The sequence below is a fragment of the Bordetella genomosp. 4 genome (genome assembly GCF_002261185.1).
Lineage (GTDB): Bacteria > Pseudomonadota > Gammaproteobacteria > Burkholderiales > Burkholderiaceae_B > Bordetella_A.
Map to the genome: position 1 here is coordinate 15,041 of NZ_NEVQ01000009.1, position 14,109 is coordinate 29,149.

The following is a 14,109-nucleotide window of genomic DNA, read 5'->3' on the forward strand; positions in this document are numbered from 1 at the left end:
GTCATCACCCTGTCACCGCCGCTGCACAGAATGCCGCCAATGGTTCGACAAGGGGATTTCCTATGACCTACGCGATCGAGGTGCGCGGCCTCAGCAAGTCTTTCCGCGAGGGCGTCAAGGCGCTGGACGACGTCAATCTGACCGTTGCGCCTGGCGAGATGGTGGCATTACTAGGGGCCTCGGGCTCGGGCAAATCGACATTGCTGCGCCATGTGGCCGGTTTCGTGGCGGCTGATCGCGGCCACAACCATGTCATTGTCAACGGGCAGGCCGTGCAGCGCGATGGCCGGATCAATACGCGGGTGCGCGGCGTGCGTGCCGGTATCGGGTTTGTGTTCCAACAATTCAATCTGGTGGGCCGTTTGCCGGTGATCACCAATGTGTTGACCGGCATGCTGCCGCGTGTGCCCATGTGGCGCAGCCTGTTGCGCTATTTCCGCCGCGATGAAGTACAGGCCGGACTCGATGCGCTGGCTCAAGTTGGTATAGACGACTATGCGTTTCAGCGCGCATCGACGCTGTCCGGCGGACAGCAGCAGCGCGCCGCGATTGCCCGCACCTTGGTGCAGAACGCCCGCATCATTCTGGCCGACGAGCCGATTGCTTCGCTCGATCCAGAATCCTCGCGCCGCGTGATGGACACGCTCGCTCATATCAACCGCACGCGCAAGGTGGCCGTGGTGGTGTCGTTGCACCAGGTCGATGTGGCTTTGCGTTATTGCCCGCGCGTCGTGGCACTGCGTCATGGCCGCGTGGTGTATGACGGCCCTGCCGCGGCGCTGACGGAAACCATGCTGCATCAGTTGTATGGCGCCGACGCAGCGGAATTGCTGCCGCAAGAAAACGAGCGTCCCGTTGCGCAGCCCGCTTTGATTACGCCACGGCCCCTGGCGGCCGCGGCCTGAGTTGCCCCTATTCCCTCACGGAGTTTTTACTCATGCTACGCAGAACTTTCCTTGCTCTCGCCGCGACGGCGGCACTGTCGTCGGGCGCGTGGGCGCAAGACGTCAAGACGCTGAACTTCGGGTTCATTTCCACCGAATCGTCCACCAATCTGAAAGCCGCCTGGCAGCCGTTGATCGACGATCTGAGCAAGGCTATCGGTGTGCCCGTCAAACCGTTTTTCGCCTCGGATTACGCAGGCATCATCGAAGGCATGCGCTTTAACAAAGTGCAGCTGGGCTGGTTCGGCAACAAGTCGGCCATGGAGGCAGTAGACCGCGCGCAGGGCGAGGTATTCGCCTCGGTCGTCGACAAAGACGGCAACCCGGGTTATTGGTCCTTGCTGCTGGTCAACAAAGACAGCAACCTGCAGACGCTGGACGACGTGCTGAAAAATGGCAAACAACTGAGCTACGGCGCAGGGGATCCCAACTCGACTTCGGGTACGCTGGTGCCGGGTTATTTCTTGTGGGGCGCCAATCACATCGAGCCCAAGACATTCTTCAAGTCAGTGCGTGCCGCCAACCACGAAGCCAACCTGCTGTCGGTGATCAACAAGCAGGTCGATGTGGCCATCAACAACACCGAGATGCTTGAGCGTTATCGCCGCAATACCGGCAAAGATGCCACCGAGTCGGTGCGTATCCTGTGGAAGTCGCCGTTGATTCCCGCCGATCCCATGGTCGTGCGTAGCGACGTCCCCGCGGACATCAAACAGCGTATTCAGACGTTCTTCGTGAACTACGGCACGGGCCCCGATGCCGAGCGCCAGCAGAAGATTCTGGCCAACCTGACCTACAAGGGTTTCCGTGCATCCAGCAATGCGCAACTGGTGCCGATCCGTCAGATGGAGTTGGCCAAAACCAAGCTCGGCATCGAACGCGACACCACGTTGAGCGAGGCCGACAAGAAAGCCAAGGTAGCCGAGTTGGATCGTCAATTGGCTGAACTGGACAAGCTGGTCGCTAAGCAACAGTAACAGGTATCACGTGCACCGGCCTGTAAATGCGGGCTCGGTGCATGCCAGGGAGTACGGCGATGCGGTCTGACGGTATCGCGCAGGCCGATGCGCCCGATTCGCGGATTTCGCGAATAGCTGTTGCGGCGTGCCCGCCTATAAGAGTCGATTGACTCAATTTTCTCGTGTACGGATTTATTACCGGATATTCTTCTTATGAGCGCTGTCTTGTCCTCTGCCCGTCATCGCGCTGCCGCGCGGTCTTCTTTGCCCAGTCTGTTGGTGTGGGCGGTGGTGTTGGCGCTATTGATGCTGTCATGGCGCGGCGCGGACATGCGCCCGATGGACCTGGTGACGCAATCCAGCAATATGGCGGCCTATGCTGCCGATTTCTTTCCGCCGAATTTCCGCGATTGGCGCATGTATTTGAGCGAGATGCTGATCACGGTGCAGATTGCCTTGTGGGGAACCTTTCTCGCCATCGTGGTCGCGGTGCCGCTTGGCCTGCTGTGTTCGGCCAATATTGTGCCGGCCTGGGTTTACCAGCCTATGCGGCGCCTGATGGATGCTTGCCGCGCGATCAACGAAATGGTGTTCGCCATGCTGTTCATCGTGGCGGTGGGACTGGGGCCTTTTGCCGGGGTGCTGGCGTTGTGGGTGCATACGACGGGCGTGTTGGCAAAACTGTTTGCATAGGCCGTCGAAGCCATTGATCCACGCCCTGTAGAAGGCGTGCGCGCGACGGGCGCCAACGCGGTCGAGGAAGTCGTCTACGGCGTGATCCCTCAGGTCTTGCCGCTGTGGATTTCGTTTGCGTTGTACCGATTCGAATCGAATGTACGTTCGGCTTCGGTGGTGGGCATTGTCGGTGCAGGAGGCATCGGCACGGTATTGTGGGAAATCATCCGCAGTTTTCAATATGCGGAGACCTGCGCAGTGATGATCATCATTGTGGTCTTTGTTGTGGTGATCGACCTGCTGTCGGCGCGGATTCGAAAGGCGCTGATTTAGTTGGGGTGCGAGCCTTACAGGCAAAAGCCGATACTTGTCAATAAAGAAAATCTCAAAATACCCGTCGTTCGCTGGCGTCCGCGCTGTGCGTATCCCGGCGGGTACACGTTTTTGTAAATAGGACGGAACTACACAAAACCCATTGTTACCTATGCTGACGGAACGGGGAACGGATCTCTCGTGCCGTACTGTGCAACTGGAGATGACAAATGGGTTCTAAGTTCCCCGCAGGCGTGCGTATGCGGCCACTGGCTGTACTGATCGGTGTGGCGTTGGCAAGCGGAATGTTTAGCCGGCAGGCAAGCGCGAATTGTGACGCGAATGGAAACGACATAAATTGCACTGGCACGACCACGACGACGGTCCAGGTCGGGTCCGGCGGCAACTTGAACGTCGCCACTGGTGCGAGCATCTCGGTCACGGGCCAGCAAGCAAAAGCGATCAACATAATCGGTGGCGGTAATACCATCGCCAATAGCGGTACGATCTCCAGTGACGAGATGCCGGCGATTTGGTTTGATACCGGGTCAGGCTCGACAAAGAACGTAATCAACAACAGCGGCACAATACAGACGAACGTTATCAACGGCGATGGCTCCCTTGGAAGCGTTATCGGCAGCTCGCATGACCTTGCATTGGAGTTCACGAATAACTCCACTGGGATCGTCACCGGCAGCTTGGTCTTCGCAGGAGGTGACGACGCTCTCATTTTCAATTCAGGCTCAAAAATCACCGGAAATATAGACGGGGGCGCGGGCAATAATGGGTTGCATCTAGACTCGAGCGTCGGCTCTCAAGACACCTTGACGAGCAACGTAAAGAATTTTCAAACGCTCTTCGCCAAGGGGCCGGGGACGTGGACGATGTCGGGGGATATCGTCCAGAATGACGATGGCTCTCTGATATCGATTGAGGTGGGGCCGGGGACTCTGGTACTGACCGGGGCCAGCAAAGCCGTCGGTTCGGTGCAAATCGACGCAAGCGCCACGTTCGAAACAAGCGCGCAGGGCTTGCTGGGTGATATTACTATGGTCGAGGACCTGGGAGTCACCGGCGGAAAAATGATCTTTGCGCAGCCGGACGACGCTACGTACCAGGGCAAGGTGAGCGGCGCCGGATCGGTGACAAAAACCGGCGCCGGCACTCTCACGCTGGAGGGCGACAACACCCATACCGGCGGTACGACGATCTCGGGCGGTACGATTGCGATTAACAAAGATAACGCGCTAGGCGCGAACACCGGTGCGCTCACGCTAGATGGCGGCACGCTGCAGTTAACGAGCAGTGTCGATTTGTCGGCGAACCGTGCAATCAATGTGACCGCGAACAACGGCACGATTGAAACCGCGGCCGGCGTAACCAGCACGGTGAGCCAGGGAATCGGCGGCGACGGTGCGTTCATTAAAAGCGGCGCAGGCACGCTGACGCTTACCGCCGATAGCACCTATATCGGTGGCACAACGGTCGCAGGCGGCACGTTGCAACTCGGCAACGGCGGTAACACGGGCAGCGTCCAGGGCGATGTCTCCATCAACGCTGGCGCGGAGCTCGCTTTCAATCGATCCGACACGGTCACTTTTAATCGCTTGATCACCGGTGATGGGTCGTTGACTCAACAGGGCAGCGGCACAACTATTTTGACCAATGCCAATTCCTATATCGGCGGAACCACTATCTCGGGCGGTACGCTGCAATTGGGCGACGGCACCGAGGCGGCTGGCGGCATTGTCGGTAACGTGACCAATAACAGCAAGCTGGTTTTCAACCGATCCAATGCGGTGACATTTGACGGTGTCATCAGTGGCAGCGGCTCGGTGACCCAGCTGGGTGCTGGCACCACGACGCTGACTGGCAGCAATAGCTATCGCGGCGGCACGACCATCTCGAACGGCGCGATCGCAATCAATGCAGACAGCGCGCTGGGCGACGTGGCAGGAGCGCTCACACTGGACGGCGGCGCGTTGGAATTAAACAGCAGTATCGGCCTATCGCCGACCCGCGCCATCAGCATTACTGCGCGCAACGGAACGATCGCAACGGTGGCGGGCACGAGCAGTATCGTGAACCATGCGATCAATGGCGATGGCGCGCTTACCAAAAGCGGTGCAGGCACGCTGACGCTTGCTGGCCAGAACCAATATAGAGGCACTACGATTACCGGTGGCACATTGCAGCTGGGCAATGGCGGTGCGACAGGTCATATCAAGGGGCACGTGGATATCAAGGCCGGCAGTATGCTGGCCTTCAACCGATCGGATGATGCGTTCGAGCTTGATGGCGTGATCAGCGGCAGCGGTATGGTGGTCCAGCGAGGCACTGGTACCTCTACTCTGACAGGCGTCAATACCTATACCGGCGGAACGGCGATCAATGCTGGCACACTGAGCGTCGCGGCCGATGACAATCTCGGCGCGGCGGCGGGCAGCCTGACATTCGACGGCGGGACGTTATTAAATACAGCGGGCTTCACCACCGCGCGTGATGTCATCCTGTCTGCGGGAGGTGGTACGTTCAATACCACCGCGGCGTTGGTCCATACCGGCTCGCTTTCGGGCAGCGGTCCTTTGACGAAGGTTGGCGATAGCACGCTCACGCTGGCCGGTAATAACAACTACAGCGGCGATGCGCGTGTGCAGGCCGGGACGTTGATGGTCAATAGCACCCTGGGTGGAACGGCGGCCGTCGCTTCCGGCGGTGCGCTGGGCGGCGTGGGGACTGTGGCGGGAGCGGCCACGATCAATGGCACGCTGCTCGGACGCCAGGGGCAAGTGTTGACGTTCGGCAGCGATCTTACGCTGGGCAGTGACGCATTGATAAATGCCGGGCTGGGGGCGCCCGAGGCTACCGGTTTGTTCGAGGTAAAGGGCGACCTCGTTCTGGATGGCCAGTTGAACATCTCTGATCTTGGCGGCTTCAGCGCGGGCGTTTATCGGCTGATCAACTACGACGGTGAATTGACCAACAATGTGCTGAATGTCGGTACTGCCCCGACAGGCCAGGAGGCCGCACAGCTCCAAGTGCAGACAGCAGTGGCCAACCAGGTCAATTTGATCAACGAGACGGGGGTGACGCTGAACTTCTGGGATGGCTCGGCCGTGTCCAACGAGGACAACGGCGTGGTCAATGGCGGTGACGGGACGTGGACCACATCGGATAAGAATTGGACCGCCGCGGATGGCCTCGTCAACGGGTATTGGGAAAACGGCCATTTCGCGATATTCCAAGGCCAGCCCGGCACAGTCACGGTCAACGAAAGTAACGGTATTGCCGTGACCGGTATGCAGTTTGCGGCTGACGGCTATCGCATCCAGGGCAACCCCATTAACCTTTCCGCTGCACCGGCCACGATCCGTGTCGGCGACGGCAGTACTCAGGCAGCCAACTTCACGGCCACCATAGATTCCTTGCTGTCAGGGTCCGGAGGCCTGAGCAAAACCGATTTGGGCACCTTGGTGCTGACCGGCAACAATGCCTATAGCGGCGGTACGACCATTTCGAGCGGCACGCTGCAATTGGGCAATGGCGGTGCAACCGGCATCATCGCCGGCGATGTGGTCAATAACGGCGTGCTGGCTTTCAACCGTTCCGACAATGTCACGTTCGACGGCGCCATCAGCGGCAGCGGTTCGGTGGTGCAACTGGGCAGCGGCACAACAACGCTGACAAGCGGCAATAGTTATCTCGGCGGTACGACCATTTCGAACGGCGCGATCGCGATTAGCGCAGATACCGCGAACACAGACAGCGCGCTAGGCGACGCCGCCGGAGCGCTTACGCTGGACGGCGGTACGCTTCAGTTCAATAGCGGCGTCACGCTATCGCCGAATCGTGCGGTCAGCATTACCGCACGCAACGGTACGATTTCGACCGACGAAGGCACTATCAGCACGGTGGCGCAGGCCATTAAAGGCGATGGCGCGCTGACAAAAAGCGGCGCCGGCACGCTTACGCTGAGCGGCGCAAACACTTATAGCGGCGGCACGATTATTTCAGGCGGCACGCTGCAACTCGGGACAGGGGGAACGACGGGCAGTATTGCGGGCAATGTCGCCAATAACGGTGCACTCGCCTTTAACCGATCCGATAACGTTTCCTTTGATAATGAAATCAGCGGCACCGGTTCGGTAGTTCTGCGGGGTGCAGGTACCGTCACTCTGACTGGAGCCAACACATACAGTGGGGGTACGACCGTCAACGCGGGAACACTGGCCGTTGGGTCCGACGCCAATCTTGGCGCATCTGCCGGCACGCTGACATTGAACGGCGGTACGTTTGTGAACACCGAAAGCTTCATGACGGGACGCGGCGTGACGCTGTCTGCCGGGGGCGGCACATTCAATACCGGCACTGCATTCACCCTCGGTGGTTCGCTTTCCGGCAGCGGTGCGTTGACCAAAATCGGCGGCAGCGTCCTGACGCTGGCTGGCAATAACGACTATAACGGAGACGTACACGTTCAGGCGGGTACACTGATGGTCAACAGCACGCTTGGTGGAACGATGAATGTCGCCACCGGCGCCTCGCTGGGAGGCACGGGCACGGTGGGAGGCGCTACCACGATAGCGGCGAATGCCACCTTGCTCGGGCGGCAAGGACAAATGCTGACATTCCGCGACGACCTTGCGCTTGCCGACGGCTCGTTAATTAACGTTGAGCTCGGTGCCCCCGAGAGCGCCGGGTTGTTCGATGTGACCGGCAATCTGGTCCTCGATGGCCAACTGAACATTTCTGATCTCGGCGGCTTTGGCCCCGGCATTTATCGATTGTTCAACTACGGCGGCAATCTCACCGACAACGGTTTGGATATCAGCACCATTCCGACGGGGATCGACCCCGCGGGTATCACCGTGCAGACGGCACAGGCCAATGAGGTGAATCTGGTCAACACTACGGGAGTGACGCTGCATTTCTGGGACGGTGGAGCGCAGGCGAACCAGGATAACGACGTCGTGGACGGCGGCGATGGGACGTGGAGTACAGGGAATTCGGCTTGGACTGACGCGGATGGCGGCGAGAACGGCGAGTGGATCAACGGCAATTTCGCGGTATTTCAGGGCCGGGCCGGTACGGTGTCTGTCGACAACGATGGCGTTTCTGTTTCCGGGATGCAGTTTTCCACTGACGGTTATCGCGTACAGGGCGGCCCCATCACGCTGGCGCGGCAGGAAACCATTATTCGCACGGGGGCAGGCGCTGCGCATGGTGTTGGTGTGACGACGACGATCGCGTCGGCGTTGACGGGGACTGGCGGTTTGACCAAAACCGATCTCGGCACGCTGGTGCTGACTGGCAGCAACACTTACACGGGCAACACCGCCATACGGGGAGGCACGCTGCAATTAGGCGATGGTGGCGAGGCCGGCAGTATCACGGGTGACGTAGCGATCGCCCGCAATGCCGGACTCGTTTTCAATCGTTCTGATGACGCCTTTGTGCTCGACGGCGCGATCAGTGGCGAGGGATCAGTGACGCAGCAAGGCAGCGGCACGACGACGCTCACCGGCGACAACACCTATAGCGGCGGCACCCACATTTCTAAAGGCGTCCTGCAACTCGGCGACGGTGGGGAGCGCGGCAGCATCACCGGCAAGGTGACAACGGCTAATGACGCGGCGCTTGCTTTTAATCGTTCTAATGATGTGAAGTTCAATGGCGCGATTAGCGGCACCGGGTCGGTCATCCAGCGGGGGAATGGCACGACCATTCTCACGGGCCTCAATACCTACACAGGAGGTACGAACGTCACGCACGGCACATTGCAACTGGGTGATGGCGGCACCGCCGGCAGCATCCAGGGGAATGTCAGCATTGCCGATGGCGCTGCGCTGGCGTTTAAGCGTTCAGATACCCAACGCTTTGACGGCGTGATTTCCGGGGCGGGGCAGATCCGGCATCTCGGCTCAGGCCAAACTACGCTGACTGCAAACAGCGCTGCGTTCGCCGGCACGACGATGATCGAGCGCGGCACGCTGGCGGTCAACGGCAGCCTTTGCGGCGGTATGAACGTCGGTGCGGGCGGACGGCTGCAAGGCACCGGCACGGTGTGCAACACGACCAACAGCGGTACGGTGGCGCCGGGCAATTCGATCGGCACGTTGACGGTCGCTGGCAACTACGTGGGTGCCGGTGGCACGCTGGAGATGGAAACGGCGCTGGGCGGTGACAACTCGCCAACGGACAAGCTCGTGATCACGGGCGACACGTCGGGCGCCACCAACGTGCGGGTGATCAACGACGGCGGCGTGGGTGCGCAGACCGTCGAGGGCATCAAGCTGATCGATGTGGGGGGAAACTCCGCTGGCGATTTCTCACTGGTGGGCGACTACGTCATACAGGGACAACAGGCCGTCGTTGCGGGCGCGTACGCCTATACCTTGCAGAAAGACGGCGTAAGCACGCCTGGTGATGGCGATTGGTACCTGCGCTCGTCGTTGTTGCCCTCTGGGGGCGGCAATGAGCCGCAACCGCCGTCCTCGGGCCCGCTGTATCAGCCCGGTGTGCCGGTTTACGAGGCGTATCCATCCGTGCTGCTCGGCTTGAACGGCTTGTCGACCCTGCAGGAGCGCTTGGGTAACCAGTATGGATATTCGGACAAGGGTACGACGCCGTCCGAGACCGCAGGCCAGTACACGCGGTCTGGTCCGGTAGACGGTGCGTGGGCGCGCGTGGAGGGCGTGAACAGCCGCTTCGAGCCCAAACATTCCGCGACTGGAATAACCACCCATACGGATCAGTACAAAATTCAGGTGGGCGTGGATCAGTCATTGGCCGAGAACACGAGTGGGCGTCTGGTGGGTGGCGTCAATGCGCAGTATGGCAATGCGTCATCCAGTGTCGATTCGTTCTATGGCCGGGGCCGAATCAACGCCGACGCCTACAGTTTAGGCACGTCGCTGACATGGTACGGCGATAATGGTGCTTACGTGGATGGTCAGGCGAAACTGAGCTGGTTCAGCAGCACCTTGTCATCCCGCACCTTGGGCCGCGGCCTGGCCAAGGATAACGACGGCTTTGGCTATGCGTTGGGTGTGGAGACCGGAAAACGTATTGGGTTCGGCAACGGATGGGGCGTGACGCCGCAAGCGCAATTGCAGTATTCGTCGGTGGACTTCGACAGCTTTACCGATCCCTACGGTGCGCGGGTTTCGTTAGAGAGCGGCGACAGCCTGCTGGGACGTGTAGGCGTGGCAGCAGATCATCAGGATGTGGTGCGAGACACGATGGGCAAGGTCGTCCATCGACGCAGTGTCTACGGCATTGCCAACCTCTACTACGAAATGCTGGACGGTACGGCTGTCCGGGTGGCCGGTGACCGGATTGCCAGTTCCGATGATCGAGCGGCCGCAGGATTGGGAGCAGGCGGGACGTATAGCTGGGCCGACGACAAGTATGCCGTGTATGGCGAAGTGATGGCCAAGACCAGCTTGGCGAATTTCGGCGAAAGCTACAGCTATAGCGGTACCGTCGGTCTGCGGATGCGATATTGATGCGAGAGGATTAGCCGTGGTGGCCCGCATGTCATTCGACATGCGGGTTTTTTTCGCCAGTGCGCCTCGCATTGGCGTACTGACGCAGTCTCAGGCCGGCAGCAGACCGCGCGCTATTTTCAGTAATTCACCGGCAGCATCTTCAGGCGCGGTATTGTTGGGCAGCGAGTTGACGCAGCAGGTGGCCGGGATGCGATAGGGTTGCATCGCTTTTTCCAGGCGCGCCTGGATCTGTGCCGACGTTTCGCGGCCGCGTTGACGCAGACGCGCGGCCAATACGTCGGGATGGGTCGTGACCTCGATGGCTGTCAGACGGGGATAGCGCGCGTGAGCCAAGGCCAGATGCGCGCGCGAACCGTTGATGATGACGACGGCGTTACCCGCCATCCACGTATCGATCTCGACGCCGATCCCGTAATGCAAGCCATGGCTATGCCAGTGCAGGGCGAAACAACCCAGGTCGATGCGGCGTTGGAATTCGGCGTTGCTCAATGCGACCGAGGATTCGTCGGCACTGCTGGGCCGGGTGATATAACGGTGCGCGACCAGTACAGGCTCGTCAGGTTGCAAGGTGGTGCGCAGATGGCGCAGCAGCGTGTCTTTTCCGCTGCCGGAAGCACCCATGAGGTAAATCAGCCGTCGTCCGCGCTGTGCCTCTGTTGTGGCCGGGGCCGTAGCCGCTGGTGTGATGAGGATAGGGTCCATGGTCGTTCATGTCTGCTGGGGGCGGAGTTCGCATTACGTGCCGGTTGCTGAGCAGGTGCGGATGCGCTGCGGCAGAGTTGGCGCACTCACGCGTACTGCGCATCAACCTGCGTCGTGAGGAACCGTGCACCCGCCCCGTCACGCGTTGTGCCATCAAATCCGTAGTGGCGCGCCACCACAAAGTCCGCGCCCGGCTCCGGCTCTACGTAGAGGCTGACGGCATTGACGGGCATGGGGCATTGCAAGGCTGCATTTTCCAATGCGTCGAGTTGGGCCTGCGCTTCGCGCATTGCCGCGTCGTCCAATTGCCCCGTCAGCGTGATGTGAAAGGTAAAGGTATCGAATGCATACGGATAGCCCCAGCGAGCGAGCATCTCGCGTTGTGCGGGGCTGAGGCGTTGCGGTTGGCGGCGCGCCAGCTCGGCAGGCTCGGGCGGTGCACGAAACGCATCGAGATCGGCAACGGCGGCGCTGGCCAGCGCGTTCATGCGGGACAGGGCATGTTTATCGTCGATGCACCAGGCCAGAAAACCGCGCAGGGATTCGCGTCGCAGCGGGATGCCGAATGGCGCTTGTTTTGCGGCGAATGCGCGCACCGCCTGATCCAACGCGGCAGCGCTGTGCCCATCGCGCAATCGAAACGGAGCCTTTAGGGTGGCGTGCAGTCCATAGCGGCGTGGCGCACGGGTCCATTCATCCACGCGCGAATCGACGCTGTTCGCGCGTGGCAAGAGCGCGCCGGTGTCTTCGCAACGACCGAGCCAAGTACGGCCTAAGTCGCGCCACGCGCCCACTGGGGCCAGATACAAGGCATAACGATAAGCTGGGATCATGACTAAGTTCGTGCTCGGATGATGAAACGCTGGTGGTTCATGTGCATCGAACGCGCCTGATTTACAGGTATCGCCGCTCGGTGCATGGCTGATCGTGTTTACGCTGCGAGGCGCTCAGCCTCGATAGAGCCAAAGCTACGTGCCGCATAGCGCAACACCCCCCCGACAATCGCCGCGCAGACACGGGGCAGCCCCGGTACGCTGTCATCCACAATGATGGCGTCGGCCGCTTGTCCCGTTGCCAGCGATCCCCGATCAGTCAATCCCGCCGCACGCGCTGGATTGGCCGAGACGAGGTTCCAGGCTTTTTCCAGAGGAAGAATGTTTTGTTCAACCAGGCGCAGCGCGGCGGTCAAGGGGGCGGGATAGTAGTAGTCAGAGGTGAGGATGTCGCACAGGTCAGCGCGTATCATCTCGGTGGCATTGGGCGCGTTGGTATGGCTGCGGCCACGGACGACGTTGGGCGCGCCAAATACCGTGGCATCACCCAGGTCACGCGCCAGGCGCGCGACATCGGCTGTCAGCGGAAACTCAGCAACGCGGCAACCCAGCTGATGGTAATAGCGGCGCGTGGTCGGGTCGGGATCATCATGAGAGGCCACACTCAAACCCGCCGCACGCGCGCACTGCGTCAGATCGCGCATCGCGTCGGCTACCTCGTTGGCGCACGACAGCGCCTGGCGAATGCGCGCCTGAAACGTATCCAGATCGCACTCCGCGCGGTCGGCATATTGCAGAAGCTTACGATCATCTCCCAGGCGGCGCGCCATGCCGGGCAGGTGATCGTTGAGCGCCAGAAACTGAACGCGGCCGGCACGTATCCATTGCTGCGCGATGTCGACACCGCCAATATGATGCGTCTCAAAACGCAAGTGCACGTGATGCCTGGCTCCCATTGCGCGCTGCATGCGTTCCAACGACTCAAACATCCGCTCTGCATAAGGCTCGCCGCGCAAACCGCCTTCCCACGACAGGGTGACACCGTGAAACTCGGTCGTGATGCCGTTGGCCAGCAATTGCCGATCTACGTCGTGAAGCGCGGCATCATAGGGAAAGGTGACGCCAGGCCGGGGCATGATGGCGCGCTCAAAAGCATCGCCATGCAGGTCAATGATGCCGGGCAAGACCAATAGATTGCCGGCATCCAGCCACGACGCGCCCGTGGCGGGCGAATCGCTCGCGTCGGCGATGCGGCCGTCGTGAAAAGTGAGCCGGCCGCGGGCCAAGCCAGCGGGTGTCAGTAGGCGCTGTCCGGAAATGCCCGTCAGCGCTGTGCAAGAGGTGGGTATCGAGTTCATGCCCATACCTTATCGACCGACTATGACAACTGGATGTCTAGATGAATTTTTTGCGGGCGAGGATCATGGCGTTTGCCGGACGAGGCTCAAGCCGTGTCGTTGGCTATCACCAGTTGCACCGAGTCGCCGCCGAAACGCGTGAGGCTGTACTGCAACGGCGTGCCGTCGCTATCCACATTCAACGACTCGACTTGCAGGATCGGGCGGGTTTTGGGCTGGCTCAGCAACCGTGCGACTTCGACGGAGGGCAATATCGCCGTAATGCGCGACCATTTGCGCGTGTAGTCGGTTACTCCGTAATGCGCGTACGCGCGCGAGATGGAACGCAGCGTGCGCAGCCGATCGGCAAAATCGGGAAAACGATTTTCGTCGATGTAGTGGTCCGAGACGTCAATACAACGATTTTCGGCTTTGCCCAGGGACTGCACGCGCAGCAGCGGGGCAGTGCGCGGCAGTTCGAGGTGGCGGGCGATGTCCGCGGCGCGCAGGCTTTGGCAGCCTATGACCTCGATATGGCCGAGCACGCCTTGATTCAACAGGTTTTCGGAAAAACGCGTGCGGCGGCCGATGGCATAGTCGATCGCATGTTCTTGCACAAAGGTCCCGCGGCCCTGTTCAATGCGCACCAATCCGCCTTGCTCCAATTCGCTCATGGCGCGGCGGATGGTATGGCGGTTGACCGAAAATTTGGCGGCCAGCTCCGGCTCGGTCGGCAGGCGTTCACCCGGAGCATAGAGTTTCTTGCGGATGTCCTCCGCCAGCAGTTCGCCGATTTGTCGCCACACAGCGACGCCTGAGCCTCGTTCGACCATATTAAAAATCCGTTCCGGTAATGGCAGCTTCATGTTGCACGGCCATGATTGTGCATCAGCCGC

General features: G+C 60.4%; 7 protein-coding genes and 1 pseudogene. 4 read left to right on the forward strand and 4 right to left on the reverse strand.

What is annotated here, in order from left to right; all coding sequences use genetic code 11:
• The first annotated feature begins 62 nt into the window (after positions 1-62).
• From phnC to CAL20_RS06830, 4 genes and pseudogenes are all read left to right on the forward strand, one after another.
• Positions 63-905 (forward strand): phosphonate ABC transporter ATP-binding protein, encoded by an 843-nt coding sequence (gene phnC / locus CAL20_RS06815; RefSeq protein WP_094837497.1) that lies wholly within the window; start codon positions 63-65, stop codon positions 903-905.
• Positions 906-937: 32 nt separating this feature from the next.
• A complete protein-coding gene (phnD, locus tag CAL20_RS06820) occupies positions 938-1,921 on the forward strand; it encodes a phosphonate ABC transporter substrate-binding protein (protein ID WP_094821518.1) in 984 nt (327 codons plus the stop codon).
• A 195-nt stretch (positions 1,922-2,116) separates the two neighbouring features.
• A pseudogene (gene phnE, locus CAL20_RS06825) lies at positions 2,117-2,911 on the forward strand (phosphonate ABC transporter, permease protein PhnE).
• Between the two features lie 209 nt (positions 2,912-3,120).
• Positions 3,121-10,398 carry an autotransporter-associated beta strand repeat-containing protein gene (locus tag CAL20_RS06830; protein WP_094837498.1) on the forward strand — a complete coding sequence of 2,426 codons (7,278 nt, stop codon included), beginning with the start codon at positions 3,121-3,123 and terminating at the stop codon, positions 10,396-10,398.
• Positions 10,399-10,488: 90 nt separating this feature from the next.
• On the opposite strand, the gene phnN is transcribed toward CAL20_RS06830, so the two are convergent.
• The 4 genes from phnN to phnF form a co-directional block, all read right to left on the reverse strand.
• The gene (gene phnN, locus CAL20_RS06835; RefSeq protein WP_094821515.1) at positions 10,489-11,103 is read right to left on the reverse strand and encodes a phosphonate metabolism protein/1,5-bisphosphokinase (PRPP-forming) PhnN; all 615 of its coding nucleotides are present in this window, start codon (positions 11,101-11,103) and stop codon (positions 10,489-10,491) included.
• Positions 11,104-11,189: 86 nt separating this feature from the next.
• Complete coding sequence (locus CAL20_RS06840; protein WP_094821514.1) at positions 11,190-11,936, reverse strand: DUF1045 domain-containing protein; 747 nt, start codon at positions 11,934-11,936, stop codon at positions 11,190-11,192.
• Between the two features lie 98 nt (positions 11,937-12,034).
• Complete coding sequence (locus CAL20_RS06845; RefSeq protein ID WP_094822085.1) at positions 12,035-13,234, reverse strand: alpha-D-ribose 1-methylphosphonate 5-triphosphate diphosphatase; 1,200 nt, start codon at positions 13,232-13,234, stop codon at positions 12,035-12,037.
• A gap of 86 nt (positions 13,235-13,320) precedes the next feature.
• Positions 13,321-14,046 (reverse strand): phosphonate metabolism transcriptional regulator PhnF, encoded by a 726-nt coding sequence (gene phnF, locus CAL20_RS06850; protein ID WP_094822084.1) that lies wholly within the window; start codon positions 14,044-14,046, stop codon positions 13,321-13,323.
• Positions 14,047-14,109 lie beyond the last annotated feature (63 nt).

Coding starts and splice junctions, on each gene's coding strand:
- CAL20_RS06840 (WP_094821514.1), bottom strand. CDS start 11,936: ATGATCCCAGCTTATCGTTATGCCTTGTATCTGGCCCCAGTGGGCGCG.
- phnN (WP_094821515.1), bottom strand. CDS start 11,103: ATGGACCCTATCCTCATCACACCAGCGGCTACGGCCCCGGCCACAACA.
- phnD (WP_094821518.1), top strand. CDS start 938: ATGCTACGCAGAACTTTCCTTGCTCTCGCCGCGACGGCGGCACTGTCG.
- phnF (WP_094822084.1), bottom strand. CDS start 14,046: ATGGTCGAACGAGGCTCAGGCGTCGCTGTGTGGCGACAAATCGGCGAA.
- phnC (WP_094837497.1), top strand. CDS start 63: ATGACCTACGCGATCGAGGTGCGCGGCCTCAGCAAGTCTTTCCGCGAG.
- CAL20_RS06830 (WP_094837498.1), top strand. CDS start 3,121: ATGGGTTCTAAGTTCCCCGCAGGCGTGCGTATGCGGCCACTGGCTGTA.
- CAL20_RS06845 (WP_094822085.1), bottom strand. CDS start 13,234: ATGAACTCGATACCCACCTCTTGCACAGCGCTGACGGGCATTTCCGGA.